This window comes from Sandaracinus amylolyticus, assembly GCF_000737325.1.
Classification (GTDB): domain Bacteria; phylum Myxococcota_A; class Polyangia; order Polyangiales; family Sandaracinaceae; genus Sandaracinus; species Sandaracinus amylolyticus.
Map to the genome: position 1 here is coordinate 5,980,961 of NZ_CP011125.1, position 23,811 is coordinate 6,004,771.

Below are 23,811 nucleotides of genomic sequence, written 5' to 3' on the forward strand. Positions count from 1 at the left end.
TTCGCGACGCCGATGAGTGCTTCGTCCAATTCCGCCGAGAGCTCGTCCTCGTCCACCACGTCGGGCCGCAGCAGCCGTCCCCCCGCGCGCCCCTCGGTCGGCCCGCACGTCGAGCCGCCGAGGCCGCTGTCGCAGCTGAAGCACGACCTGCCGGCGTCGGTCGTCGTGTTCCTGGTCGCGCTGCCGCTCTGCCTCGGTATCGCGCTCGCGTCCGGTGCCCCGCTGCTCGCCGGCATGATCACCGGCATCGTGGGCGGCATGGTGGTCTCGCTCGTGAGCGGGTCCGCGCTCGCGGTGAGCGGACCGGCCGCGGGCCTCGCCGTGATCGTGATGAGCGGCATCGAGTCGCTCGGGAGCTACGAGTCGTTCCTGCTCGCCGTGGTGCTCGCGGGCGCGTTCCAGATCGGGCTCGGCGCGCTGCGCGCGGGGATCATCGGCTGGTACTTCCCGGCGACCGTGATCCGCGGCCTGCTCGCGGCGATCGGCGCGCTGCTGATCCTCAAGCAGTTCCCCCACGCGATCGGGCTCGACACCGACTACATGGGCGACGAGTCGTTCGTCGGCTCGGACTCGCGCAACACGATCGAGGAGATCTGGTACGCGATCACGAACCTGCGCTTCGGCGCGCTGATCGTCGCGGCGATCGGCCTGGCGATCCTGTTCGGGTGGGAGCGCATCCCGGCCGCGAAGAGGCCGAAGTGGCTGCCCGCGCCGCTGCTCGTCGTGACCCTCGGCGCGGTCGCGAACTTCGTGTTCGGGGCGATCGCGCCCGGCCTCGTGATCACGGCCGAGCACTCGGTGCAGCTCCCGACCGGCGGGCCCGGCGCGCTGCTCGAGTCGCTGCGCTTCCCCGACTTCTCGCGCATCGGCGACATCGCGATCTGGACGACGGGCGCGACGCTCGCGGTGGTCGCGAGCATCGAGACGCTGCTGAGCATCGAGGCGATCGACAAGATCGATCCCTACAAGCGCACGACGCCGACCAACCGCGAGCTGGTCGCGCAGGGCCTCGGCAACATGATCGCCGGCCTGATCGGCGGCCTGCCGATGACCGCGGTGATCGTGCGCGGCTCGGCGAACGTGCAGTCGGGCGCGCGCACGAAGGCGAGCGCGTTCGCCCACGGCGCGCTGCTGCTGCTCGCAGTGCTCGCGCTGCCCGCGGTGCTGAACCTGATCCCGCTCGCGGCGCTCGCCGCGGTGCTGCTGCACGTCGGCTACAAGCTCTCGCCGGTCAGCCTGTTCCGGCAGATGTTCCGGCGCGGGTGGAGCGAGTTCCTGCCCTTCCTCGCGACGTTCCTCGGGATCCTGCTGACGGACCTGCTGAAGGGCGTCGCGATCGGCATGGCGGTCGCGATCTTCTTCATCCTGAAGCGCAACTTCGAGATGCCCTTCTACATCACGAAGGAGAAGCACACGGACGCGGGCATGCCCTACGTGCGCATCGAGCTCTCGGAGAACGTCACGTTCCTGAACAAGGCGGCGGTGATCAAGGCGCTGCAGGAGATCCCGACGGGCGCGGTGGTCGAGATCGACGGGACGCGCTCGCGCTTCATCCACCCCGACGTGATCGACGCGATCCACGACTACCGCACGGAAGCGAAGCTGAAGAACGTGGACGTCGTGCTGATCCGGGTGCCGCATCCGGCCGGCCCGGCGATGGGGCACTGAGTTTGCGGGAGGGGTCTTGGAAGACCCCTCCCCCCGACCGGCGGAGCCGGATCGGGGCCCCCCACCCCAAACGCTGCGCGCGGGGCCCCAGCCCCGCTTGCTCTCGCTCGGGTAGGGCTCCTCGGCTGGGCCGGCGGCGGCGCCGCCGAGGGGCCGACCGCGCGCCCGGGGCCGACCGCGCGCCCGGGGCCGACCGCGCGCCCGGGGCCGACCGCGCACGACGGGCCGACGGCGCGCGTGGGGCCGACGGCGCGCGTGGGGCCGACGGCGCGCATGGGGGCCAAGCCCAAGCGTTTCGGCCCGATTTCGGGGCGCGGGGGTCCTCACATGACCTACTGGCGCGGACGCGTGCACGATTGACACGTGCTCGATTCGGCGTGCCATACTGCGGGCCGTCCCCGAGGTTCGTCGTGACCACTGCTCGCGCGTCCGTCCCGAACCCGCCTCCCGTCCCGCCCGGCGCGGCAGGCAGCGGCGGCGCCAGCGACATCGACGGGATGCCGCGGCGCTTCGGCAAATACACGCTGATGCGCAAGCTCGCGACCGGCGGCATGGCGGAGCTCTTCCTCGCTCTGCAGCGCAGCGTCGCCGGCTTCGAGAAGCTGATCGTCGTCAAGCGCGTGCTTCCGAACCTCGCGCAGGATCGCTCGTTCATCGAGCTCCTGCTCACCGAGGCGCGCATCGCCGCGACGCTCAACCACCCGAACGTCGCGCACATCTACGACGTCGGCGAGGTCGAGGGGCAGTTCTACATCGCCATGGAGCACATCCACGGCGAGGACCTGCGCTCGATCGTGCGCCAGATGAAGAAGGTCGGGGTCACCGCCTTCCCGCTCGAGCACGCGCTCGCGATCGTGCTCGGGTGCTGCGCCGGTCTCGCCTACGCGCACGAGAAGCGCGACCTCGACGGCGAGCCGATGAACATCGTCCATCGCGACGTCTCGCCGCAGAACATCCTCGTCACGTTCACCGGCGACGTGAAGCTCGTCGACTTCGGCATCGCGAAGGCGGGCCGCAGTCACATGGAGGACACCGGCTCGGGGCAGCTCAAGGGCAAGGTGCCCTACATGAGCCCGGAGCAGGCGCAGGGCCTCCCGCTCGACGGGCGCAGCGACATCTTCTCGCTCGGGATCATGCTGTTCGAGCTCTGCACCGGGAAGCGGCTGTTCCGCGGTGCGAGCGAGATGGACACGCTGAAGATGATCGTGGAGGGCCAGTATCCTCGCCCTCGCGCGCTCAACCCGAACCTCCATCCGAAGCTCGAGCAGATCATCCTTCGATCGCTCGAGAAGGACCCGGGGCGCCGCTACCAGAGCGCGCGCGACATGCAGGCGGAGCTCGAGGACTACATCCGCGAGAACCAGCTGAAGGTGTCGCCGCTCTCGCTGGCCGCGTGGATGCAGCAGCTCTTCGGCGAGAAGCTGCAGCAGCAGCGCCAGATGCTGCAGGAGGGCCGCCAGCTCGCCGAGGTGATCGCGGCGCAGGCAGCGGCCGAGGAAGAAGCGCGCCACTCGCACGAGGGCACGAGCTCGGGCGTGCGCACCAAGCAGCCGAGCCGCGCGCCGTGGATCGTGATGGCGATGATGGGCCTGGTCGCGGCCGTGGGCGCGGTGTGGTTCGCGATGACGCAAGGCGCGTCGTCGGCGCCGACCGGGCCGGGCGTGCTCGCGCTCTCGAGCACGCCGCCGGGCGCGGCGATCCTGATCGACGGATCGCGACGCGAGGAGCGCACGCCCGCGACGATCGAGCACCTGCCGCTCGGGCGCTACGCGGTGACGATCACCGCGGACGGGTTCGCGCCGTTCCGCCAGGAGGTCGAGCTCACGGAGAGCGCGGCGCGCGCGGAGATCGCGGCGACGCTCGAGCGGCCGAGCGCGAGCGCGATGGGTGTGGCGCGCATCGAGACGACGCCGCCCGGCGCGCGCATCCTGCTCGACGGCGCGGACACCGACCTCGTCTCGCCCGCGACGGTCTCGGGCATCGAGCCCGGCGTGCAGCACACGATCGTCGTGTCGCTCGACGGGTGGGTCACCCAGACGGCGCCGGTGATGGTCTCGGCGGGCGCCGTGCAAGAGGTGCGGCTCACGCTCGAGCGCACGCCGCTCGCGGCGACCGAGCACCTCGTGACGATCACGACCGATCCGCCCGAGGCGCGGGTGCAGCTCGACACCGAGTGGCACTCCGGGGGCAGCCCGTACGTGCTGCGCGTGCCGGCGCGTCGTTATCGACTGCGCGTCGCGCGTGACGGGTTCCGCACGCACGAGCGCGAGATCGCGCTCGCTGGCGGCGAGCAGAGCGAGCTCCGCATCGATCTCGAGCGCGAGCGTCGCGCGGCGGGCGGCGGTGGTGGGGGTGGCGGCGGCGGAGAGGCCGCGGCGGCGGGCGGGCCCGGCAACGTGACGATCGACGCGCGTCCGTGGTGCAACGTGACGCTCGATGGTCGCCCGCTCGGTCAGACGCCGATCGTCAACCGGAGCGTCGCGTCGGGCCGTCACACCGTCGTGTGCACGAACCCCGACTCGGGCCAGAGCCGCACGATGCAGATCGACGTGCACCCCGGCCAGACCACGCGCACGCGCATCACGCTTTGAGCTCGACCCGCGGGCTCGAAGCAGCGCTGCTCGTCGTCGCGGGGATCGCGCTCACGTGGGGCGCGGCCGCGAGCCCGCACGTCTTCGACGCGGGCGAGCTCGTCGCGGCAGCCGCGCAGCTGGGCGCGGGGCATCCGCCCGGGCAGCCGCTGCACGCGCTGCTCGGATACGCCGCGACCCTCGTGCCGCTCGGTCCGCTCGCGTGGCGCATCGCGCTGCTGAGCGCGGCGATGGGGCTCTGGGCGGCGCACGAGGCCGCCGGGATCGTGCGGGACGCGATCGAGCGCGACGATCGCGGCGCGCGCGTGCTCCCGGCGGTGACCGCGCTCGCGGTGCTCGTCGCGCCTGCGATCGCGCCGCAGCTCGCGCGTCCCGAGGTGTACACGCTCGCGCTCGCGCTGGCGCTCGCGGGCGCGCGACGGCTGATCGCTTGGGCGTGCGGAGATCGTCGGGCGCTTCGGATCGCGGCGATGCTCGCGGGGCTCGCGGTCGCGGTGCATCCGCCGCACGCGCTCGCGCTGGTCGCGATCGGCGCGGTGGCGTTGATCGGGTGGCGGCGCGACGCGTGGCGTGGGGTCGGGTGGGCCGCGCTCGCGTGCGTGATCGGGCTCGGCGCGATCGCGTATTTGCCGGTCCGCGCGATCGCAGGCGCGCGCACGTGGGGCGATCCCACGACGCTCGACGGCATCGTCGCGTACCTCTCGGGACGCGCGTACGGCGCGAACCTCGGCGCGCGCAGCGGGTCGTGGGCCGCGGTGATCGTCGAGCCGATCGTGTACGTGCTGATCGGCGCGGGCGTTGGGGTCGCGATCGCGGTGCTCGCGCGCGCGCGCTCGAAGCGCGTCGTGGTGATCGGTGCGGCCGCGTGCGCTGCGATCGTCGGTGCGTGCCTCCAGCCGCACGAGCCCGCGAACCCCGACAACGTCGCGTACGCCGCGCCCGCGATGGCGCTCCTGCTCGCGCTCGGCGGGGCCGCGCTCGCGACGTCGCGCGCGCATCGCGGGGCGCTCTCGGTCGGTGCCCTCGCGCTCGTGATCGCACCGCTCGCGACGAGCGACGTCGCGAGCGCGCTGCGCGCGGAGCAGACGCACCTCGAGACGCTCGCGTTCTCGCTGGTCGACGCGCCTCCGCCGCGCGCGCTCGTCGTGACGCGCAGCGACTTCGTCGCGGCCGCGTGGATGCAGGCGCGCGACGTCGAAGGTGCGCGCCCCGACGTCGCGGTGATGGTCGAAGGGCTCGCGACGTCGTCGTGGCACTGGCGGTCGCTCGCCGGTCATCCGCGCTTCGACGGAACGCCCGCGCGCGGCGCGGGCAGCGGGCGCGCGGCGTGGGTGCGGGGCGCGATCGATCGCGCGCTCGGGCACGTCGCGATCGTGTCGGAGCACGACGAGCCGGTGTCGGGCCGCGGGACCGTGCTCGGCGCGTACCTCGTGCTCCCCACCGACGCGACCGGCGTCGAGCGCGCGTTCGCGGAGCGCACCGCGGGCGCGTCGGCGCGCGCGATGCGCGACGTGCCCGCGTGGTACGGCGGTCTCGGGCACGGCGTGGTGCGCGACGTCGAGCTCGCCCGCGCCAGCCGATGGCTGGTGCGGGATCACGCGCCGCTCGCGATCGCCGCGCTGCGACGCGCGTCGGCGCCGCTGCCGCCCGACGTGACCGCGATCGCCGAGGGCATCACCGCCTCGCCGCGACGCGCGCCTCCGCCCCGCGTCGACGATCCCACCGCGATCTTCGCGACCGCGGAGGACGCGGTGCGCGCCCTCGCCACGGTCCTCGTCGCGCTGGGCGAGCCCGAGCGCGCGATGCAGCTCCTCGAAGCACAAGCGACGCGCGGGGACGATCGCGCGCTGCTGCAGCTCGCGTGGATCCAGCTCGGAGACGGGCTCGTCGAGCCCGCGCGCGCCGCCGTCTCGCGATACCGCGCGCTCCATCCGGATCGCGAGCACGAGCTCGAGGCGCTCGGAGCGCGTCTCCGATGACCCGTGCTACAAGCCCGGCGCGATGAGCGAGACCCCGACGCCCAAGGCGACGTCGCGCCAGTGGATCTGGCGAATCGTGCGCGTCGTCGTGACGGTGCTCGCGTTCGCGTGGGTGCTCTCGCGCGTCAGCCTCGACGCGCTCGGCGCTGCGTTCCTGCGCGTCTCGTGGCTCGCGTTCGTGCTCGCGATCGCGGTCACGATGGTGAACATGGGCGTCGGCACGCTGCGATGGCGCGCGCTGCTCGCGGCGTACGGGGCGCCGAAGCTGCCCTCGTTCGCGCTGCTCTATCGCCTCTATCTCATCGGCTTCTTCTACAACGTCTGGCTCCCCGGCGGCGTCGGTGGTGACGTGGTGCGCGGCGTCGCGTCGCGCGCCGCGTTCGGTCCCGCGGGCGCGACGAGCGGTGTCGCGGTGGTGTTCGTCGAGCGCGTGCTCGGCCTCGTCGGTCTGCTCCTGATCGTCGGCACGGCGTCGATCGTCCATCCGATCCGAGGCGTCGACGGAGTGCTGATGTGGAGCGCGATCGGCATCGCGGCGGGCGCCGGCGCGGTGCTCGCGATCGCGCTCGGCCGTCAGCTCGCGGCGCGCGCGCCGGGGCCGATCGCGCGCATCCTCGCGGGACTGCCGGTGATCTCGCGCCCGTGGCCGTTCGTCTTCGCGCTCGCGCTCTCGCTGGTGACGCAGTCATTCGTCGCGCTCACCGGACACGTGTTCGTCGCGGCGCTGCACCCGGAGCTGCCGCTCGTCACGTCGTTCGCGATCGTGCCGCTCGCGATGTCGACCTCGTACCTACCGATCACGGCGGGCGGCGCAGGCGCGCGCGAAGCCGCGTTCCAGGAGCTCTACTCGCACGTCGGCGTGTCGTTCGAGGACGCGACCGCCGCGTCGCTGATGCTCGCCGCGACCTACTATCTGATCGGCGCGCTCGGAGGGCTCTTGCGCATCCCGCCGAGCGACGAGACGACGCCGCCCAGCGCCTGAGACATGCCTCCTCGCAGCCACGGCACCGGTCGCTTCCGCATCGAGGATCTCGCGTCGTGCGGCGAGGGCTGCGTGCTCGAGGAGGGCTGCCTCGTCTTCCATCCCGAGCGCGTGCACCTCGGTCGCGACGTCTACGTCGGGCACCTCGCGATGCTGAAGGGCTACTACAAGAACGACCTGCGCATCGGCGACGGGACGTGGATCGGACAGGGCGTGTTCCTGCACGCCGCGGGTGGGCTCACGATCGGCGCGAACGTCGGCATCGGCCCGGGCGTGCACGTGATCACGTCGTCGCACCGCGAGGCCGGCCGCGCGATCCCGATCCTCCACGCGCCGATCGACTTCGCGCCGGTGGTGATCGAGGACGACGTCGATCTCGGTGTCGGCGCGATCGTGCTCCCCGGCGTGCGCATCGGCCGCGGCGTGCAAGTCGGCGCGGGCGCGGTGGTCACGCGCGACGTCGCGCCCTACTCCGTCGTCGCGGGCAACCCCGCGCGCGTGCTCCGAGAGCGCCCCGAATGAACGAAGAAGTCCCGCTCAGCATCATCGTCTTCGCGTTCGACGAGGAAGAGAACATCGGGCCCGTGCTCGGCGAGCTGCGGGCGTGGCTCGAGCAGCACGAGCCGGGCGCGGAGATCGTGTTCGTCGACGACGGCTCGCGCGACCGCACCGCCGACGCCGCGGGTCGCGCGCTGCGTGGCATGCCGCACGCGGTGCTCCGTCACGAACGAAACCGAGGGATCGGCGCGGCGCTCAAGACCGGGGTGATGGCGGCGCGCGGTGAGCTCGTCACGTTCCTCCCCGCCGACGGTCAGATCGCGCCCGACGCGGTCGCGACGTTGCGCGAAGCGCAGGCGCGAAGCGGCGCGGACGTCGTGCTCTCCGTCTACGACCGCCGCGACGACGGAGTCGATCGCAAGGTGTTCTCGTTCGGCGTGCGCGCGCTGATCGCCGCGGTGCACGGCGTGTGGCTCAAGAGCGACGGTCCGTATCTCTTCCGGCGTCGCCTCTTCGATCCCGATCAGCTGCGCCCCGACACGTTCTTCCTGAACTTCGAGTTCCCGATCCGCGCGCTCTCGGCGGGACTGCGCATCGACACCGTCGTCATCGCGTGTCGTCCGCGACGCGCGGGGCACAGCAAGAGCACGCAGTGGCACCGCATCGTCGGCGTCGCGCGCGATCTCGTCGATCTCCGCGTGCGCCGCTTCCGCGGGCTCTGATCGTCAGCGCGCCTTGAGCAGCAGCTCGGCCGTGGGCGCGAGACGCCACCGGCGATGACGTTCGGCGAGCGCGATGCCGAGCACCGCGGCCTTCGCGCGATCGAGATCGTCGTTCACGACGAGGTAGTCGAAGAAGCCGTAGTGCTCGATCTCGTGCCACGCGTTCGCGAAGCGACGCTCGACCGCCGCCGCGTCCTCGGTGCCGCGCCCTTCGAGCCGACGGCGCAGCTCGTCCATCGAGGGCGGCAGCACGAACACGCCGATCGCATCACGCAGCTTCGCCTTGATCTGGCGCGCGCCCTGGTAGTCGACGTCGAACACGATCCCGCGCTTGCCCTCGGCGCGCGCGCGCTCGATCTCGCGCACGCTCGTCCCGTAGAGGTTGCCGTGGACCTCGGCCCACTCCGCGAACTCGCCTTCCGCGATCAACGTCTGGAACCGCACGCGATCGACGAAGTGATACTCGCGCCCGTCCTGCTCGCCCGCGCGCGGCCTGCGCGTCGTGTGTGAGACCGAGAACGTGAAGTCCTTCAGGTTGTCGAGCAGGTGGCGCGTCAGCGTGGTCTTCCCGGCGCCTGACGGAGAGCAGAGGATCAGCAGGACCAGGTCGTCCATCGCAGGGCGCATGGTACGAGATCCCCGTGCTGCGCGCTCTTCTCCAGGCGACTCGTCCGCTCGCGCACGCCAACGTCGCGCCGCCGATCCTCTACGGACAGGCGCTCGCGTACGCGATGACCGGTGCGTTCTCGTGGCGCGCGCTCGCGCTCGCGCAGATCTTCGGGCTCGTCGATCACCTCTTCATCGTGTTCGCGAACGACTTCGCCGACCGTGAGGCCGATGCGCGCAACGACGGGTTCAACGCGTTCTCCGGCGGCTCACGCGTGCTCCCGGAGGGTCGCCTCGCGCCGCGCGTGATCCTCGGCCTCGCGATCGCGTGCTCGATCGTGCTCGTCGCAGGCACGATCCCCTTCGCGCTCGAGCGACCGCTCCTGCCGGTGCTCGCGTGCGCCGCGATCGCGCTGATGGTGATGTACAGCTATCCGCCGCTCGCGCTCTCGTATCGCGGCGGCGGCGAGTGGCTGCAGGCGATCGGCGTCGGGCTCGTGCTCCCGCTCGTCGGGTTCCACGCGCAGGAGCCCTCACTGCGCGCGATCCCGTGGCTCGCGCTCGTGCCCACGATCGTGCTCGGGCTCGCGGGCAACGTGCTCACCGCGCTGCCCGACGAGCCCGCCGATCGCGCGACGTCGAAGCGAACCTGGGCGGTGCGCCGCGGCGTGCCGCGTGCGGCGCGGGATCTCGTCGCGCTCGTCGCGCTCGCGATCGTGCTCGGCGGGATCGTGCTGCCCTTCCCCACGCATCTCGCGCGCGTCGTCGCGACCGCGCTCCCGCTCGGCGTGCTCGGCGCGTCACTCCCGCTCCTGCCGCGCGAGGTCATGCGCCGGAGCGAGCTCCTGGTGTTCATGATCGTCGCCGGCGCCGCGAGCACCGGCGCGCTCGTCGCGTGGACGATCGCGCTCGCCTGCGGGTGACTCGCGCTTCAGCCGATCGTCAGCCCGAGCTCGCGCGCCCGTCGCTCGCGCTCGTACGTGTAGTCGCGATCCCAGCGGGGCGCGGCATCGCGCTTCCACGCCTCGACGGGGACCCATCCACGCACCGCGAGATCCGAGAGCAGCCGCGTCTCCGACGCGGGGTCGCGCTGGAACGCGAACGGGTTGCGATCCCGTCCGCGCGGGATGCGGTGGTACTTGTCGTCGTCCTGCGCGATCAGCTCGACGAGCTCTGCGCCGCGCCTCCGCGCGTACGCGAGGAACCCGGGATCGAACGGCCCGATCACGCGCCGCGTCTCGGGATCGCGGCGCACCCAGCGTGCCCAGTCGAACCCGTAGAGGAAGTCGTGCACGTAGCGGAACTGGATCGACGTCCCGTGACCGAACAGATCGTGGAGGTCGACGACGGTCGACACCGTCGCATCGACCCACGCGACGCCGTGGGTCGCGCCGCCGCGCTCGAGCCGCGCGAGCACGAGCTCGAGATCGCAGAACAGGTTGTCCGGGAAGTTGCGGTGCACCGCCTCCGCGATCGTCGCGATGCCGCGCGCCGCCGCGAGCCGCAGGTCGCTCGGCAGCGCGCGATCCGGGATCAGCTCGCGGAGCGGACGCGCGAGCTCGCGCCCAGGACAGAGCGATCGCCAGCGCACGCCGAGCGCCGCGTCGCGCTCCGCGAGCAGCGCCTCGATGTCTTCGTGCGCGTGGGTCTGGGTCGTCGTCATTCAGAAGCCGAGCAGGGGTCCGATCGCCATCCCGACAGCGAGCACGATGCTCGATTCCCAGACGAGCCGGTGCAACGACGACTTGTAGCTGCGCTGCGCGTCGAACGCATCGGTCACCGCGGCCGCGCTCGCGCGCCGCACTCCGTCCCACGCGAGCAACGCGCTCGCCGCCGCCGCGACGAGCGGGATCGTCGGCGTCCCGCGCGCACCGATCCACGCCGTGAGCGCCCACACGAGCCCGCCCGCGAGCGCGAGGAGGTTCGTCAGCCGACGCGCGAGCGTGTTGCCGAGCACCGTCGTGAACGTCCGCTTGCCGCCGATGCGATCACTGCGCTCGTCGGCGAGACCGCTCGCCACCGCCGACGACAGCGCGAACGCGGCGAACCCCGGCAGCACGATCAGCGCCGGCGGCAACGCGCGACCGCTCTGCGCGTACGCGTTGATCCACGGCAGCGCGATCCCGACGCCGAACGCCTCGAGCAGCTCGCCGCCGCCGCGATAGTTGAGGCGGAGCGGAGGCAACGTGTACGCGACGAAGAGCCCGAGCGACGCGACCGCCGCGACGGTGAGCCACGGACGGTCGAGCGCGATCTCGCCCGCGAGCGCGACCATCGCCGCGCCGAAGCCCGCGAGCCCGCCGACGAAGAGCAACGTCGGAGCGGGCAGGACCCCGTCGGGGATCGTCTTCTTCGACGAGTGGGGGAACATCGATCGCTTCACGCGATCGACCTCCTGATCACCCCAGTCGTTCAGCAGCACGACGAACACGAGATCGAGCACCGTGAACAGCGCGCCGATCACCAGGCCCGCGATCGAAACCTCGCCGTTCGCGTCGATCCCGATGGCCTGTCCGAGCGCCATCGGCACGAGCAGCTTCGGCCAGCTCGCAGGCTTGAGGGCGAACGCCCAGCGCGCGCGTGTGGTCATCGAGCTCGCAGCGGACACCGAGGGCATATAGTCCCGCGTCTCGCCACGCGCGACCCGTCATCCCGTCCGGTTCTTCTTGCGCGACGTCTCCGCGCGCATGCGATCGCGAAGCGTGCTGCGCGGGATGCGCAGCGCGCGCGCCGCCTCGGCCTGCGACCCGTAGCGCGCGACCGCGTCCGCGATCGACGCACGGTCGTCGTCGCACCGCATCGAGGGCCCGGAGATCTCCTCGATCGCCTCCTCGACCTCGCGCACGTCGACGATCCCCGACGACGCCGTCGCCGCGCTCTGGATCACGTTGCGCAGCTCGCGCACGTTGCCCGGCCAGTCGTGCGCGAGCAGCCGCTGGAGCGCGGCCTCGCTCAGGCTGCGCGGACCGGTCATCCCGCGCTCGGTCGCGAGGAAGTGCATCGCGAGCACGCGCACGTCGTCGGGGCGCTGCCGCAGCGGCGGGACCTCGAGCATGAAGGTGACGATGCGGTAGTAGAGGTCCTGCCGGAACGAGCCCTCCTTCACCTTCGCCTGCAGGTCGCGATGCGTCGCGCACACGAGCCGCACGTCGACGTGGAACGCGTGCTCGGCCCCGACGCGGCGCACCTCGCCGGTCTCGAGCACGCGGAGGAGGCGCGCCTGCATCTCCGCGGGGAGCTCGCCGATCTCGTCGAGGAAGAGCGTCCCGCCGTGTGCCTGCTCGAACACGCCGCGCCGCTGCCCCATCGCGCCGGTGAACGCGCCCTTCTCGTGTCCGAAGAGCTCGCTCTCGATCAGGCTCGGCGCGAGCCCGCCCGCGTTCACCGTCACGAAAGGTCCGTCGGGCCTTCGTCCGTGCAGGTGCAGCGCGCGCGCGATGCCCTCCTTGCCCGCGCCGCTCTCGCCGCGGATGAGCACCGGGAACGGCGTGGGCGCGTAGCGCTCGACCTTCTCGAGCACCTTCAGCATCTGCGGCGACGACGCGACCAGTCCGTCCTCGCGCGCCTCGCTGCGATCCCGCGCGACGATGCGCAGCTCGGTGCGCCCGACGCGCAGGCGCGTGCCCGGCCCGATGCGCGCGATGTACGTGCGCGTCCCGTTCACGTACGTGCCGTTGCGGCTGTCGAGATCACGCACCACGAAGCCGTCGGCGCACGGCTCGATGCGGCAGTGACGCGCGCTCACCGATCGATCGTGCAGCGGGACGTCGCAGCCCTTCGCGCTGCCGATCGTCACACCACGCGCGGCGAGCACGTGACGTCGCGCGTCCGCGTGGTGACCGACGACGAGCGTCAGCCTTCCGAGCTCGGGCTCGCGCACCGCGATCGGCTCGGTGCGGAGCGCGCCCGTCGCGCGCGGCCCCGTCGCGTCGACGATGCGCAGCAGCGCGTGACGCGGCGACAGCGCGAAGGCCTCGTTCGGTCGCAGCGTCGTCGGCGCGCGCGCTCCGTCGTCGCGCAGATCGAGCACCGCGATCTCTCCGTCGCGCAGGTAGAGCAGACAATGTCGCTCCGCGACCGCTGGGTCGTAGACCGCGATGTCGACGCCGGGCCGATTCCCGACCTCGAGACCGCGCCCCACGAGGTCGAACGTCTGCAGCGGCTCCCCATCTCTCAGCAGGACGATCCGTTCCATAGGCGTGGCCGCGCTATCGGCGTCGATCTCCCACCGTTGCGCACCCGCGTGAGCAGTGCGCGTCACGCCTGCAGGAGGCGCCTCGGAGCGCCTTGAACGCGCCCGATCACGCCGCTAATGTCCGGCGCCTTCGATGACCGACCTTCGCCGTACTCCCCTCTTCGACGAGCACAAGGCGCTCGGCGCCCGCATCGTCCCCTTCGCCGGCTGGAGCATGCCGGTCCAGTACGCCGGGCTCGTCAAGGAGCACCACGCGGTGCGCACCGCGGCGGGTCTCTTCGACGTCTCGCACATGGGCGAGCTGCTGCTCGAAGGGCCGGAGAGCGAGGCGGTGATCGACGAGCTCGTCACCGCGGATCTCACGAAGCTGCCCGACGGCAAGGCCGTGTACTGCGTCGCGTGCAACGAGCAGGGCACGATCCTCGACGACCTGATCGTCTATCGCCGCGGCCGCGAGAAGTTCCTCGTCGTGTGCAACGCGTCGAACCGCGACAAGATCGCGGCGCACTTCGCGAAGCACGCGCAGGGTCGCCAGACGAGCTTCGAGGACGCGTCGGATCGCTTCTCCCTCATCGCGCTCCAGGGCCCGAAGGCGATCGACGTCGCGCGCGCGGCGGGCGCGGACGACGCGATCACCTCGCTCGCGTCGTTCTCGCTGACCGACGGCAAGATCGCGGGCGTGCCCGTGATCGCCGCGCGCACCGGCTACACCGCCGAGGACGGCTTCGAGCTCTTCTGCGCGAACGAGCACGCGGCGACGCTGTGGCGCGCGCTGATCGAAGCGGGCAAGCCGCTCGGCCTCGAGCCCGCGGGCCTCGGCGCGCGCGACACGCTGCGCCTCGAGGGTCGTCTCTCGCTCTACGGCAACGAGATCGACGAGACGACGAACCCGCTCGAGGCGGGCCTCGCGTGGGTCGTGAAGCTCGACAAGCCGCGCGACTTCCTGGGCAAGGCCGCGCTCCAGAAGATCAAGGCGGCGGGCAACGACCGCCGCATGGTCGGCTTCGAGATGCTCGGCCGCGGCATCGCGCGCCACGGTCACGCGATCGTCGAGTGGACCGGCAGCGAGACCCCGGGCAAGACGATCGGCCTCGTGACGAGCGGTTCGCCCGCGCCGACGCTCGACAAGAACATCGGCCTCGGGTACGTCCCGGCCGCGCTGGCGGAGATCGGCTCGCGGATCGGGATCGAAGTGCGTCCCGGTCGCTCGATCGAAGCCGTCGTGGTGAAGACGCCGTTCTACAAGCGCCCTCGCTGAGCGAGCGCGCGTCCGTCCGTTTCCGATCGCGAGTCGCTCGAGTCGGCTCGCGAGTCGCACGCATCGACCCTCGAGGAGAAGAGCCATGGCGAGCTACCCGAGCGATCTGAAGTACACGAAGGACCACGAGTGGGCGCGTCTCGAGGCGGACGGCACCGTTCGCGTCGGCGTCACCGCGTACGCGGTCGAGCAGCTCGGCGACGTGACGCTCGTCGATCTGCCGAAGGTGGGCACGAAGCTCGAGGAGCACGGGCGCTTCGGCGACATCGAGTCGGTGAAGACCGTGAGCGAGCTCTTCTCGCCGATCGCCGGTGAGGTCGTCGCGGTGAACGACGCGCTCGACGGCAAGCCCGAGCTCGTCAACGAGGGCCCGTACGACAAGGGCTGGATGATCGCGATCAAGCCCGCCGGTGGCCTCGACGGCCTGATGGACGCGGCGGCGTACGAAGCGTTCCTGGGAACTCTCGATCACTGACGCTTCGCGGCGTCCGCGAACCAGCTAACACAGCGGGCCGTTGCCGATCGTCGGCAGCGGCTCCAGCAAAGGCGACGGCACATGCGGTACCTGCCCCATACCGACGACGAGATCCGCGCGATGCTGGCCACGATCGGCGTGCAGTCGATCGACGACCTCTTCGCCGACATCCCGAAGGCGCACCGCCTCGGGCGTCCGCTCGCGGTCGAGCCCGCGCTCGACGAGCCCACGCTGATGGCGCACCTCGAGGCGCTCGCGTCGAAGAACGAGGCGGCGCGCGCGCTCTCGTTCCTCGGCGCCGGCATCTACGACCACCACGTGCCGCCGGCCGTCGACCAGCTCCTGCTCCGCAGCGAGTTCTACACGGCGTACACGCCGTACCAGGCCGAGGTCTCGCAGGGCACGCTGCAGTCGATCTTCGAGTTCCAGACGACGGTCTGCGAGCTGCTCGGGATGGAGGTCTCGAACGCGTCGATGTACGACGCGGCGAGCGCCGTCGCCGAGGCGGCGCTGATGGCGCGCCGCGTGACCGGCAAGAAGCACGTGATCCTCTCGGGCGCGCTCCACCCCGAGTACGTGCACACCGTGCAGACCTACGTGCGCGGCTTCGACTCCGGCGAGATCGAGGTCCGCATCGCGAAGGTCGCGGACGACGGACGCACGGACGTGGCGTCGGTCGTCGAGCTGCTGGACGGGAACGTGGCCGCGGTGATCGTCGGCTATCCGAACTTCTTCGGCGCGGTCGAGGATCTCGCGACGCTGCGCGAGAAGACGCGCGCCGCGGGCGCGCTGCTCGTGACCGCGACGGCCGAGCCCTACGCGCTCTCGGTGATCAAGCCGCCGGGCGCGTACGGCGTCGACATCGCGGTGGGCGAGGGCCAGCCGCTCGCGTGCCCGCCGCAGCTCGGCGGACCGGGCGTCGGCCTCTTCGCGACGAAGATGGAGTTCATCCGCGAGATGCCGGGCCGCATCTGCGGCGAGACCGTCGACCAGGCGGGCGAGCGCGGCTTCGTGCTCACGCTGAGCACGCGCGAGCAGCACATCCGCCGCGAGCGCGCGACCTCGAACATCTGCACGAACCACGGGCTCATCGCGCTCGCGATGACGATCCGCTGCTCGATGCTCGGCAAGAAGGGCTTCGAGCAGGTCGGCCGCGCGTGCCTCGCGAAGGCCGAGTACCTGAAGAAGAAGATCGCGGAGACCGGGCGCTTCACGATCGCGACGACGGCGCCGACGTTCAACGAGTTCGTCGTGCGTCGCAACGACGGCGCGGCGGCCCCGCTGCTCGCGGCGCTCGCGGCGAAGCACATCCTCGCGGGCGTGGATCTCGGGAAGTCGTTCCCGGGCCGCGAGCGCGAGCTCCTCGTCGCGGTGACCGAGCGTCACTCGAAGGAAGACCTCGATCGCTTCGTGGCCGCGCTCTCGGCGGTCTGAAGAATTCACCACGGAGGGCCGCAGAGGACCTCAGAGAAGACTCTTCTCTGTGGCTCTCTGCGGCCCTCTGCGTTTCATGCTGCTCTTCAGTACGACTTCGGCAGCCCCAGCGAGTGCTGCGACACGAAGTTGAGCACCATCTCGCGGCTCACCGGCGCGATGCGCTGCAATCGCGCGAAGCCCCAGAGATCCGCGAGCCCGTACTCCGACGCGAGACCGTTCCCGCCGTGCGTCTGGATCGCCGCGTCGAGCGACTCGATCGCCGCGTCGGCCGCCGACAGGCGCGCCATGTTCGACGCCTCGCCCGCGTCCTTGCCGGCGTCGTGCAGCCACGCCGCCTTCTGCGTCATCAGCTTCGCGAGCTCCATCTGGATGCACGCGCGCGCGAGAGGATGCGCGATGCCCTGGTGCGCGCCGATCGGCGTCGACCACACCTTGCGCTCGCGCGCGTACGCCGCGCCCTTGTCGAGCGCGTAGCGCGCGAGCCCCACGCAGTACGCCGCCGACGTGATGCGCTCGGGGTTGAGCCCGTGGAACAGCGCCTTGAGGCCGTTGCCCTCGCCGCCGATCAGCCGATCCGCGGGCACGCGCACGTCGTCGAAGAACAGCGTGAACTGCTTCTCGGGCGAGACGATCTCCATCGGGATCGCATCGCGCTTCAGCCCCGGCGCGTCGGTGTCGACGACGAAGAGCGAGAGCTGCCCGCGCCCGGTGCGCGCGTCGGTCCCGGTGCGCGCGACGAGCAGCATCTGCTCGGCCTCGTCGACGCCCGAGATGTAGTACTTCTGGCCGGAGATCCGCCATCCGTCGCCGTCGCGCACCGCGGTGGTCGACACCTGGTGCGAGTTCGAGCCCGCGTCGGGCTCGGTGAGCGCGAACACCATCGTCGCGCTCCCCTTCGCGAGGCCGGGCAGCCATCGCGCGCGCTGCGCGTCGTCGCCGAAGCGCGCGATCACCGTCCCGCAGATCGCGGGTGACACGACGAGCAGCAGCAGCGGGCAGCCCTGCGTGCTGAGCTCCTCGCACACGATGCAGAGCTCGGTGATCCCGAGCCCTCCGCCGCCGTACTGCTCGGGCAGGCTCACGCCGAGGTAGCCCTCGCGCGCGAGCGCGTCCCAGAGCTCTTTCGTCTTCTCGCCGCGCCGCGCGCGCTCGACGTACCAGCGATGTCCGAACGACGTCGCGATGCGACGCACGCCCTCGCGCAACATCCGCTGCTCTTCTCGTTCTTCGAAGTCCATGCGGACGGAGGAGACCGCGTCGCGCGCCGGACCTCAAGCGTCAGCGCGCGTTCACACTGTCGCGCGCGCCGCACACGCGATGGATCGATGTCTCTTCGATCCCGCGGACGAAATCGCGGCGGCACTCGTGTTGCTCTGCGCGAGACCGCCATGAGCCCACGCCTGCTCGCCTCGCTCGCCCTGGTCCTCGCGCTCGCGCCCTCGCCGCGCGCCGCCGCGCAGCTGCTCGATCGTGCGTCGGACACCGTGCGCTCCGACGAGCCGAGCCGCTCGAGCTCGAGCGACGACGACTCCGGATCGAGCAGCGGCAGCAGCAGCTCCGACGACGACTCGACGCTCGGCCGCGCGTCGTCGACGGTGCGCGGCGACGGTGGTGGTCGCCCCCGCGCGCGCTACGCGCCGCGACGCTGGTACGTCGAGGAGCAGTACGCGCCGAGCTACGGCGTGTACGCGTCGGGCTCGGTGTACGTCGCGAGCGACGAGCCCGAGCCGCTGCTCGAGACGATGGTGGTGGCGCAGCTCGAGGGCTCGTACGTGATCGACGACGTTGGTCGCGGCACCGCGAGCGTGCGCGTGCTCTTGCCGTGGCCCGCCGAGATCTTCGCGGGGTACTCGCTCTACCTCGAGCCGCGCGAGCGCGGAGAGACCGACTTCGTCGCGCTCGGTCGCCTCGGCGCTGCCTGGCGCGCGGTCGACGACGAGGCGATCCAGGTGCGCATCGGCGGCTCGCTGCGTCACTGGCAGGACGCGGAGGGCGCGCGCTTCGGCGGCGAGGCGCTCGCCGGCGTCGACATGTTCCCGGGCGAGCCGCTCGTGCTGAGCTTCGAGGGCGCGGCCGGCATCGTGGGCGACGCGTGGGTGTTCGAGGCGCGCGGCACGATCGGCGTGCTCATGGGCCCGGTCGAGCTCTACGCAGGCTGGCACCACGTCGCGCTCGAAGCGACGAACGGGAGCGGCGGCGTCGAGCTCACGGGCCCGGTCGGCGGCCTGCGCCTCTGGCTGTGATCGACGTCGCGCTCGGGTCGAGACGCGGCGGGTGAGCGAGGCGACGCGCGGGAGGCCGCGGGGCCCGCGGAGGAGATCGACGCGACGGCGGACGAGGTCGCGGCGCGCGCGCAGCAGGCCACGGGGACGGCGCAGCAACTCGCGGCGGCGGCGCAGGAGGTCGCGGCGACGGCGCAGCAACTCGCGGCGCCGCCGCAGGAGGTCACGGCGACGGCGCAGGAGCTCGCGGCGACGGCGCAGGAGCTCGCTTCCCGCCCGGAGGAAGTCCCGGTCTCGACGGAGGAGGTCGCCGGCTCGGCGAACGAAGTCGGGGAACGGGCGGAGGAGGTGCCGGGACTGACGAAGGAAGTTCCGGAAACGACGATCAATCTCGAAGGTATCGGAACGACGTCGGTTTTCGCTGGTGTCAGCGCCGAGACATTCCGCTCACTCGCAGCTGCAGCCGACCACGCCGGCGCTCACCCGCACCGCGCACGGGGCCTCGCACGTCTCCATCAGGGAGTAGTCGAGCACACGCTCGGCGCGGCAGTCGCTCTCCGGCGCGGCGGGCATGCGGTCGCGCGCCGCGTCGCATCCCGCGAGGCCCGTCCACTCCTCGGTCATCGCGAGCCCGAAGCCCGACGACGTCGTCTCCAGCAGCGTCCACGCGCGGCGCACGCTCGCGCCGTCGCACCCTTCGATCGCGGTGATCGCCTCGCTGTGGAAGCCCGCGGTCGCCGCGAGCGACACGCGCGACATCGCGAGCGACGTCACGTCGGGCACGCCGACGTTCACCACGCCCGAGCCCGACACGATCCCGACGAGGCCCATCTCGCCGGTGGCGCGCGAGGGCGAGCACGCATCGACCTCGCCGCGCACGCGCAGATCGTAGATGCCGGTCGCGACGTCGCGCGGCTCGTGCGCCGCCGAGCAGCCGATGCCGAGGAGCGCGGAGATCACGAGCGTCACGAGCGATCGGTGCATGGCGATGCCTCCGGAGACGCCGGTACTACGCCGCGCGATCGCGGGTCAAAAAAGCGACGCGTGCGCCATACTCGCGCCGTGCGTCACGCCTTGCTCGCGCTCCTCGCGCTCTCGCTCGCCGCATGCGGCGAGGATCGTCCCGCGCCCACGACGACCGAAGCCCCCACGCCCGCGCCGCTGAGCGACGTCGAGGTGATCCCCGGGCTCGCCGTGCACGAGTGGGGCGTGATCGACGTGCGCGCGGATCGCGGTCCGCTCGGAGCGCTCGCGCTCTCGGGCGTGCCGGGGCGCGGCGTGCCGCGCGACGAGCTGATGCGCGACGTGCCGGTGCCGCTCGGTCTCACGCCGACGCCGACGCCCACGCCGCCGCATCCTCCGGTGGGTCGTCCGCGCGCGCCGCTGCTCTACGTGCACCTGCCGCCTGGTCACGCGCCGATCGATCTCAGCGTGCGCGTCGAGCTCCCCGGCGGGACGATCGAAGAGCACTGGCCGCTCACCTCCGATCACGACGAGCGCCCGCAGTGGGTGCGCTGGCGCGCGACCGCGCGCACCGAATCGTGCACCGGCTCGTCGTATCCCGCGCCCGGAGAAGCACCGTGCGACGAAGCGCTGCGCTTCTACTGCGAAGCGTCGGAGCTGCGTCGCTACGAAGCGTCCGACGCGGCGTGCCTCGAGGTCGACGGTCGCGACTTCAACCACCTCTTCTATCGCGGCGCGCTCCCCGCGCGGCTGCCGATCCAGATCACGCGCGGCGAGGACGGAACGCTGCGCGTGCACCACGCGGGCGAGAGCGCGCTGCCGGGGCGGCTCGTGCTCGTGCATCGCGAGGACGATCCGAGCGCGACGCGCGCGCGTGTCGTCGACGTGCCCGCGCCGGGCGCGACCGTCTCGATCGCCGCGCCCGACGTGGCGATCGATCCCGCGCGCGACGCGATCTACGGCGCGCTGCGCGAGACGTTCGCGCTCACCGACGCCGAGGTCGCGGCGTTCCGCGCGGCGTGGGACGTGTCGTTCTTCGGCGGCGCGCGCGCCGAGATCGAAGGGCTGCGGCGACAGGCGTTCGTGCCGCCCGTCGACTCGCTCTTCTACTGGCTCCCCGAGCGCGAGGTGGAGCGCATCGCGCCGCTCACGATCGAGCCGCGCCCCGAGCACGTGCGACGCGCGATGTTGATCCGCGTCGACCTCGACGAGCGCCCGCGCTCGTACCTCGAAGCACCCACGTCGGCGACCCCTTGATCGCCCACGCGCGTCATCTCTTCTCACGCCGCGGTGCGTCGATCCGGTGAGCATGCTCACCGGCGCGGATCGCCGTCGAAGCTCGCTGCGAAGCGAGGAGTAGACTGCCCCGCCCATGAAGCTCGCCACGCTGAGGAACGGCACGCGCGACGGAGCTCTCGTCGTCGTTCGTCGCGACGGAACGCGCTACGCGCCCGCCACCGAGATCGCGCCGACGCTGCAGCGCGCGCTCGACGAGTGGGACGCGGTCGAGCCCGCGCTCCGCGCCGTCGCCGATCGGCTCGAGCACGATCAGATCGAGTCGCGCCCGCTCGACGTCGCGCAGCTGCGCGCGCCGCTGCCGCGCGCGTACGAGTGGGTCGACGGCTCGGCGTACATCAATCACATCGTGCTCGTCCGGAAGGCGCGCGGCGCGCAGCCGCCGGCGACGCTCGAGACCGATCCCCTCGTGTACCAGGGCGGCTCGAGCGACTTCCTCGGACCGACCGACGACATCCCGCTCGCCGACGTCGCGTGGGGCTGCGACTTCGAGTCCGAGGTCTGCGTGATCCTCGGCGACACGCCGCAGGGCACGACGATGGAGGAGGCTGCGCGCCACGTGCGCCTCCTCATGCTCGCGAACGACGTCACGCTGCGGAACCTGGTGCCCGACGAGCTCGCGAAGGGCTTCGGCTTCTTCGGCAGCAAGCCCGCGACCGCGTTCTCGCCCTTCGCGATCACGCCCGACGAGCTCGGCGACGCGTGGAAGGACGGCCGCGTGCACCTGCGCCTGCGCACCTGGCTCGACGGTCGCCTCGTCGGTGATCCCGAGGCGGGCCCGGAGATGCACTTCTCCTTCTACGATCTGATCGCGCACGTCACGAAGACGCGCGCGTTCGGCGCGGGCACGATCCTCGGCAGCGGCACGGTGAGCAACGCCGATCCCGCGCGCGGGATCTCGTGCCTCGCCGAGCGCCGGATGCGCGAGATCCTCGACACGGGCGCGCCGAGCACGCCGTTCCTCACGTACGGCAACCGCGTCGAGATCGAGATGAGCGACGCGTCGGGACGGAGCCTCTTCGGCCGAATCGCACAGACCGTCGTGCCTTTCGAGAAGCGCAGCGACACGCGTCGCACGAAAGTCTGAGCATGAAGCTCTACAACTACTGGCGTTCGTCCGCGTCGTGGCGTGTGCGCACCGCGCTCGCGCTCAAGGGCCTCTCGTACGAGTACGTGCCCGTGCACATCGCGCAGGGCGAGCAGCGCAGCGCGGAGCACCACGCGCGCAACCCGATGGACCAGGTGCCCGCGCTCGAGCTCGAGGTGAACGGCGAGCGCGTCGTCGTCTCGCAGTCGATCGCGATCATCGAGCTGCTCGACGAGCTGCACCCCGAGCCCGCGCTGCTCCCGCGTGATCCGTACCTGCGCTGCCGCGCGCGCGAGCTCGCGGAGATCGTCAACTCGGGCATCCAGCCGCACCAGAACCTCGCCCCGATGGCGCGCATGGACGCGCTCCAGGCGGGCGCGGGGCGCGCGCACGCGCGGCACTTCAACGAGCTCGGCCTGGCCGCGTACGAAGCGCGCGCGAAGGACGTCGCGGGCCGCTTCTCGGTGGGTGACTCGCCGACGATCGCGGACCTCTGCCTGGTGCCCCAGCTCAACGCGGCGCGCCGCTTCGAGGTGCCCGATCTCGAGGCGCGCTTCCCGCTGCTCATCCGCGTCGAGGCCGCGTGCCTCGCGCTCCCCGCGTTCCAGCAAGCGCACCCCGATGCGCAGCAGGACGCCGTCAAGCCCGTTTGAGCTCCAACGATTTTTCCGGAGACCCAATGACCTCGCGTGAGCCCGTCGGAATTCGTCGCCTCGAAGCGATCCACTACTACGTCCACGATCTCGATCGCAGCCGCCGCTTCTACACGGGCGCGCTCGACTTCGCGGAGACGGCGGTGTCCGACGACGCGCTCGCCGCGCGCGGCAAGCAGAAGAGCGTGATCTTCGAGGCAGGCGCGGTGCGCGTGCTCGTCAGCCAGCCGGTCGGCGAAGGCGGGCGCGCGTGGCGCTGGCTGCAGAAGCACCCGGACGGCGTCGGCACGCTGATCTTCGAGGTCGAGGACGCGGCGCACACGCTGCGCGTGCTCGAGTCGCGCGGCGCGACGCCGATCTCCGACGTGATCGAGACGAAGGACGATCTCGGCACGTTCAAGACGTTCTCGATCACCACGCCGTTCGGCGGCAGCACGTTCCGCTTCGTGCAGCGCGATCGCTACGACGGCACGTACCCCGGCATGAAGAAGCACGCGACGCCGCAGGGCGGGAAGAACGCGTTCGGCTTCCTCGGCATCGATCACATCACGTCGAACTTCGAGACGATGTCGCCCGCGCTGCTCTGGATGGAGCACGTGATGGGCTTCGAGCGCTTCTGGGACATCCAGTTCCACACGAATGACGTCGCGGGAGAGCGCGAGAGCGGCTCGGGCCTCAAGTCGACGGTCATGTGGGATCGCAAGAGCGGCGCGAAGTTCGCGAACAACGAGCCCAAGCGCCCGTTCTTCCGCGCGTCGCAGATCAACCTCTTCCACGAGGACCAGAAGGGCGACGGCATCCAGCACGCGGCGCTCGGCGTGAAGGACATCATCCCGGCGGTGCGCGGCCTGCGCGAGCGCGGCGTGCGCTTCATGCCGACGCCCGGGACCTACTACGACATGCTCCCGCAGCGCCTCGAAGAGACCGGCGTGAAGGAGATCGACGAGAAAAGCGACATCCTCCGCGAGCTCGAGATCCTCGTCGACGGCGAGGGCCTCAAGAAGTACCTGCTGCAGATCTTCCTGCAGGACTCGGCGGGTCTCTACGGCGAGCGCGAGGCGGGTCCGTTCTTCTACGAGATCATCCAGCGCAAGGGCTCGCAGGGCTTCGGCGGCGGCAACTTCCGCGCGCTGTTCGAGAGCATCGAGCGCCAGCACAAGATGGAAGGTCGTATTTGAT

General features: G+C 71.6%; 21 protein-coding genes. 15 read left to right on the forward strand and 6 right to left on the reverse strand.

Annotated features, from left to right (window positions below; all coding sequences use genetic code 11):
* Positions 1-12: 12 nt before the first annotated feature.
* From DB32_RS25175 to DB32_RS25200, 6 genes are all read left to right on the forward strand, one after another.
* Positions 13-1,668, forward strand: coding sequence for a SulP family inorganic anion transporter (locus DB32_RS25175; protein ID WP_083457747.1), 1,656 nt, complete (start codon positions 13-15; stop codon positions 1,666-1,668).
* A gap of 410 nt (positions 1,669-2,078) precedes the next feature.
* Positions 2,079-4,259, forward strand: a complete 2,181-nt coding sequence (locus DB32_RS25180) for a serine/threonine-protein kinase (RefSeq protein WP_157069376.1) — start codon at positions 2,079-2,081, stop codon at positions 4,257-4,259.
* Positions 4,256-6,238, forward strand: a complete 1,983-nt coding sequence (locus DB32_RS25185) for a protein O-mannosyl-transferase family (protein WP_053235188.1) — start codon at positions 4,256-4,258, stop codon at positions 6,236-6,238. Before DB32_RS25180 ends, DB32_RS25185 begins: the two co-directional genes overlap by 4 nt.
* Positions 6,239-6,260: 22 nt before the next feature.
* Positions 6,261-7,220, forward strand: coding sequence for a lysylphosphatidylglycerol synthase transmembrane domain-containing protein (locus DB32_RS25190; RefSeq protein ID WP_053235189.1), 960 nt, complete (start codon positions 6,261-6,263; stop codon positions 7,218-7,220).
* A 3-nt stretch (positions 7,221-7,223) separates the two neighbouring features.
* Positions 7,224-7,742, forward strand: coding sequence for an acyltransferase (locus DB32_RS25195; protein ID WP_053235190.1), 519 nt, complete (start codon positions 7,224-7,226; stop codon positions 7,740-7,742).
* Complete coding sequence (locus DB32_RS25200) at positions 7,739-8,440, forward strand: glycosyltransferase family 2 protein (protein WP_053235191.1); 702 nt, start codon at positions 7,739-7,741, stop codon at positions 8,438-8,440. The genes DB32_RS25195 and DB32_RS25200 overlap by 4 nt, the downstream gene beginning before the upstream one ends.
* A gap of 3 nt (positions 8,441-8,443) precedes the next feature.
* Here DB32_RS25200 and gmk read toward each other — a convergent pair whose 3' ends face one another.
* Positions 8,444-9,055 (reverse strand): guanylate kinase, encoded by a 612-nt coding sequence (gmk, locus tag DB32_RS25205; protein ID WP_157069377.1) that lies wholly within the window; start codon positions 9,053-9,055, stop codon positions 8,444-8,446.
* A 26-nt stretch (positions 9,056-9,081) separates the two neighbouring features.
* Here gmk and DB32_RS25210 point away from each other — a divergent pair, with 26 nt between their 5' ends.
* On the forward strand, positions 9,082-9,969 hold the full coding sequence (locus DB32_RS25210; protein ID WP_053235193.1) for a prenyltransferase: 888 nt from the start codon (positions 9,082-9,084) through the stop codon (positions 9,967-9,969).
* 8 nt (positions 9,970-9,977) lie between these two features.
* On the opposite strand, the gene DB32_RS25215 is transcribed toward DB32_RS25210, so the two are convergent.
* Genes DB32_RS25215 through DB32_RS25225 form a run of 3 tightly spaced genes read right to left on the reverse strand, consistent with a single transcriptional unit; the run spans position 9,978 to position 13,241 of the window.
* On the reverse strand, positions 9,978-10,709 hold the full coding sequence (locus DB32_RS25215; RefSeq protein WP_053235194.1) for a hypothetical protein: 732 nt from the start codon (positions 10,707-10,709) through the stop codon (positions 9,978-9,980).
* On the reverse strand, positions 10,710-11,654 hold the full coding sequence (locus DB32_RS25220) for a prenyltransferase (RefSeq protein WP_240481251.1): 945 nt from the start codon (positions 11,652-11,654) through the stop codon (positions 10,710-10,712).
* Between the two features lie 39 nt (positions 11,655-11,693).
* Complete coding sequence (locus DB32_RS25225) at positions 11,694-13,241, reverse strand: sigma 54-interacting transcriptional regulator (RefSeq protein ID WP_053235196.1); 1,548 nt, start codon at positions 13,239-13,241, stop codon at positions 11,694-11,696.
* Positions 13,242-13,374: 133 nt separating this feature from the next.
* On the opposite strand from DB32_RS25225, the gene gcvT reads away from it, so the two are divergent.
* From gcvT to gcvPA, 3 genes are all read left to right on the forward strand, one after another.
* Complete coding sequence (gene gcvT / locus DB32_RS25230) at positions 13,375-14,499, forward strand: glycine cleavage system aminomethyltransferase GcvT (RefSeq protein ID WP_053235197.1); 1,125 nt, start codon at positions 13,375-13,377, stop codon at positions 14,497-14,499.
* An 85-nt stretch (positions 14,500-14,584) separates the two neighbouring features.
* A complete protein-coding gene (gene gcvH / locus DB32_RS25235; RefSeq protein ID WP_053235198.1) occupies positions 14,585-14,974 on the forward strand; it encodes a glycine cleavage system protein GcvH in 390 nt (129 codons plus the stop codon).
* A gap of 81 nt (positions 14,975-15,055) precedes the next feature.
* The gene (gene gcvPA, locus DB32_RS25240; protein WP_053235199.1) at positions 15,056-16,408 is read left to right on the forward strand and encodes an aminomethyl-transferring glycine dehydrogenase subunit GcvPA; all 1,353 of its coding nucleotides are present in this window, start codon (positions 15,056-15,058) and stop codon (positions 16,406-16,408) included.
* Positions 16,409-16,494: 86 nt separating this feature from the next.
* Here the strand turns inward: gcvPA and DB32_RS25245 are convergent, their stop codons facing one another.
* Positions 16,495-17,649, reverse strand: a complete 1,155-nt coding sequence (locus tag DB32_RS25245; RefSeq protein ID WP_053235200.1) for an acyl-CoA dehydrogenase family protein — start codon at positions 17,647-17,649, stop codon at positions 16,495-16,497.
* A gap of 150 nt (positions 17,650-17,799) precedes the next feature.
* On the opposite strand from DB32_RS25245, the gene DB32_RS25250 reads away from it, so the two are divergent.
* Positions 17,800-18,654 (forward strand): hypothetical protein, encoded by an 855-nt coding sequence (locus tag DB32_RS25250; RefSeq protein WP_053235201.1) that lies wholly within the window; start codon positions 17,800-17,802, stop codon positions 18,652-18,654.
* A 426-nt stretch (positions 18,655-19,080) separates the two neighbouring features.
* Here DB32_RS25250 and DB32_RS25255 read toward each other — a convergent pair whose 3' ends face one another.
* Positions 19,081-19,617, reverse strand: coding sequence for a hypothetical protein (locus DB32_RS25255; RefSeq protein ID WP_053235202.1), 537 nt, complete (start codon positions 19,615-19,617; stop codon positions 19,081-19,083).
* Between the two features lie 78 nt (positions 19,618-19,695).
* Between DB32_RS25255 and DB32_RS25260 the strand changes: the two genes are divergently transcribed.
* The 4 genes from DB32_RS25260 (at position 19,696) to DB32_RS25275 (ending at position 23,810) form a co-directional block, all read left to right on the forward strand.
* Positions 19,696-20,853, forward strand: a complete 1,158-nt coding sequence (locus tag DB32_RS25260) for a hypothetical protein (RefSeq protein WP_157069378.1) — start codon at positions 19,696-19,698, stop codon at positions 20,851-20,853.
* Between the two features lie 115 nt (positions 20,854-20,968).
* The gene (locus DB32_RS25265; protein WP_053235204.1) at positions 20,969-21,979 is read left to right on the forward strand and encodes a fumarylacetoacetate hydrolase family protein; all 1,011 of its coding nucleotides are present in this window, start codon (positions 20,969-20,971) and stop codon (positions 21,977-21,979) included.
* A 2-nt stretch (positions 21,980-21,981) separates the two neighbouring features.
* Entirely contained in the window at positions 21,982-22,632 is a 651-nt protein-coding gene (gene maiA, locus DB32_RS25270) for a maleylacetoacetate isomerase (protein WP_053235205.1), read from the forward strand.
* 26 nt (positions 22,633-22,658) lie between these two features.
* Entirely contained in the window at positions 22,659-23,810 is a 1,152-nt protein-coding gene (locus DB32_RS25275) for a 4-hydroxyphenylpyruvate dioxygenase family protein (protein ID WP_053235206.1), read from the forward strand.
* The last annotated feature ends 1 nt before the right edge of the window (position 23,811 follow it).

What these genes read in the sequence shown, in the direction of transcription:
- DB32_RS25215 (WP_053235194.1), bottom strand. Translation starts at nt 10,709, where the DNA reads ATGACGACGACCCAGACCCACGCGCACGAAGACATCGAGGCGCTGCTC.
- DB32_RS25190 (WP_053235189.1), top strand. Translation starts at nt 6,261, where the DNA reads ATGAGCGAGACCCCGACGCCCAAGGCGACGTCGCGCCAGTGGATCTGG.
- gcvPA (WP_053235199.1), top strand. Translation starts at nt 15,056, where the DNA reads ATGCGGTACCTGCCCCATACCGACGACGAGATCCGCGCGATGCTGGCC.
- gcvT (WP_053235197.1), top strand. Translation starts at nt 13,375, where the DNA reads ATGACCGACCTTCGCCGTACTCCCCTCTTCGACGAGCACAAGGCGCTC.
- maiA (WP_053235205.1), top strand. Translation starts at nt 21,982, where the DNA reads ATGAAGCTCTACAACTACTGGCGTTCGTCCGCGTCGTGGCGTGTGCGC.
- DB32_RS25245 (WP_053235200.1), bottom strand. Translation starts at nt 17,649, where the DNA reads ATGGACTTCGAAGAACGAGAAGAGCAGCGGATGTTGCGCGAGGGCGTG.
- DB32_RS25265 (WP_053235204.1), top strand. Translation starts at nt 20,969, where the DNA reads ATGAAGCTCGCCACGCTGAGGAACGGCACGCGCGACGGAGCTCTCGTC.
- gcvH (WP_053235198.1), top strand. Translation starts at nt 14,585, where the DNA reads ATGGCGAGCTACCCGAGCGATCTGAAGTACACGAAGGACCACGAGTGG.
- DB32_RS25225 (WP_053235196.1), bottom strand. Translation starts at nt 13,241, where the DNA reads ATGGAACGGATCGTCCTGCTGAGAGATGGGGAGCCGCTGCAGACGTTC.
- DB32_RS25200 (WP_053235191.1), top strand. Translation starts at nt 7,739, where the DNA reads ATGAACGAAGAAGTCCCGCTCAGCATCATCGTCTTCGCGTTCGACGAG.
- DB32_RS25175 (WP_083457747.1), top strand. Translation starts at nt 13, where the DNA reads ATGAGTGCTTCGTCCAATTCCGCCGAGAGCTCGTCCTCGTCCACCACG.
- DB32_RS25275 (WP_053235206.1), top strand. Translation starts at nt 22,659, where the DNA reads ATGACCTCGCGTGAGCCCGTCGGAATTCGTCGCCTCGAAGCGATCCAC.
- DB32_RS25195 (WP_053235190.1), top strand. Translation starts at nt 7,224, where the DNA reads ATGCCTCCTCGCAGCCACGGCACCGGTCGCTTCCGCATCGAGGATCTC.
- DB32_RS25250 (WP_053235201.1), top strand. Translation starts at nt 17,800, where the DNA reads ATGAGCCCACGCCTGCTCGCCTCGCTCGCCCTGGTCCTCGCGCTCGCG.
- gmk (WP_157069377.1), bottom strand. Translation starts at nt 9,055, where the DNA reads ATGGACGACCTGGTCCTGCTGATCCTCTGCTCTCCGTCAGGCGCCGGG.
- DB32_RS25255 (WP_053235202.1), bottom strand. Translation starts at nt 19,617, where the DNA reads ATGCACCGATCGCTCGTGACGCTCGTGATCTCCGCGCTCCTCGGCATC.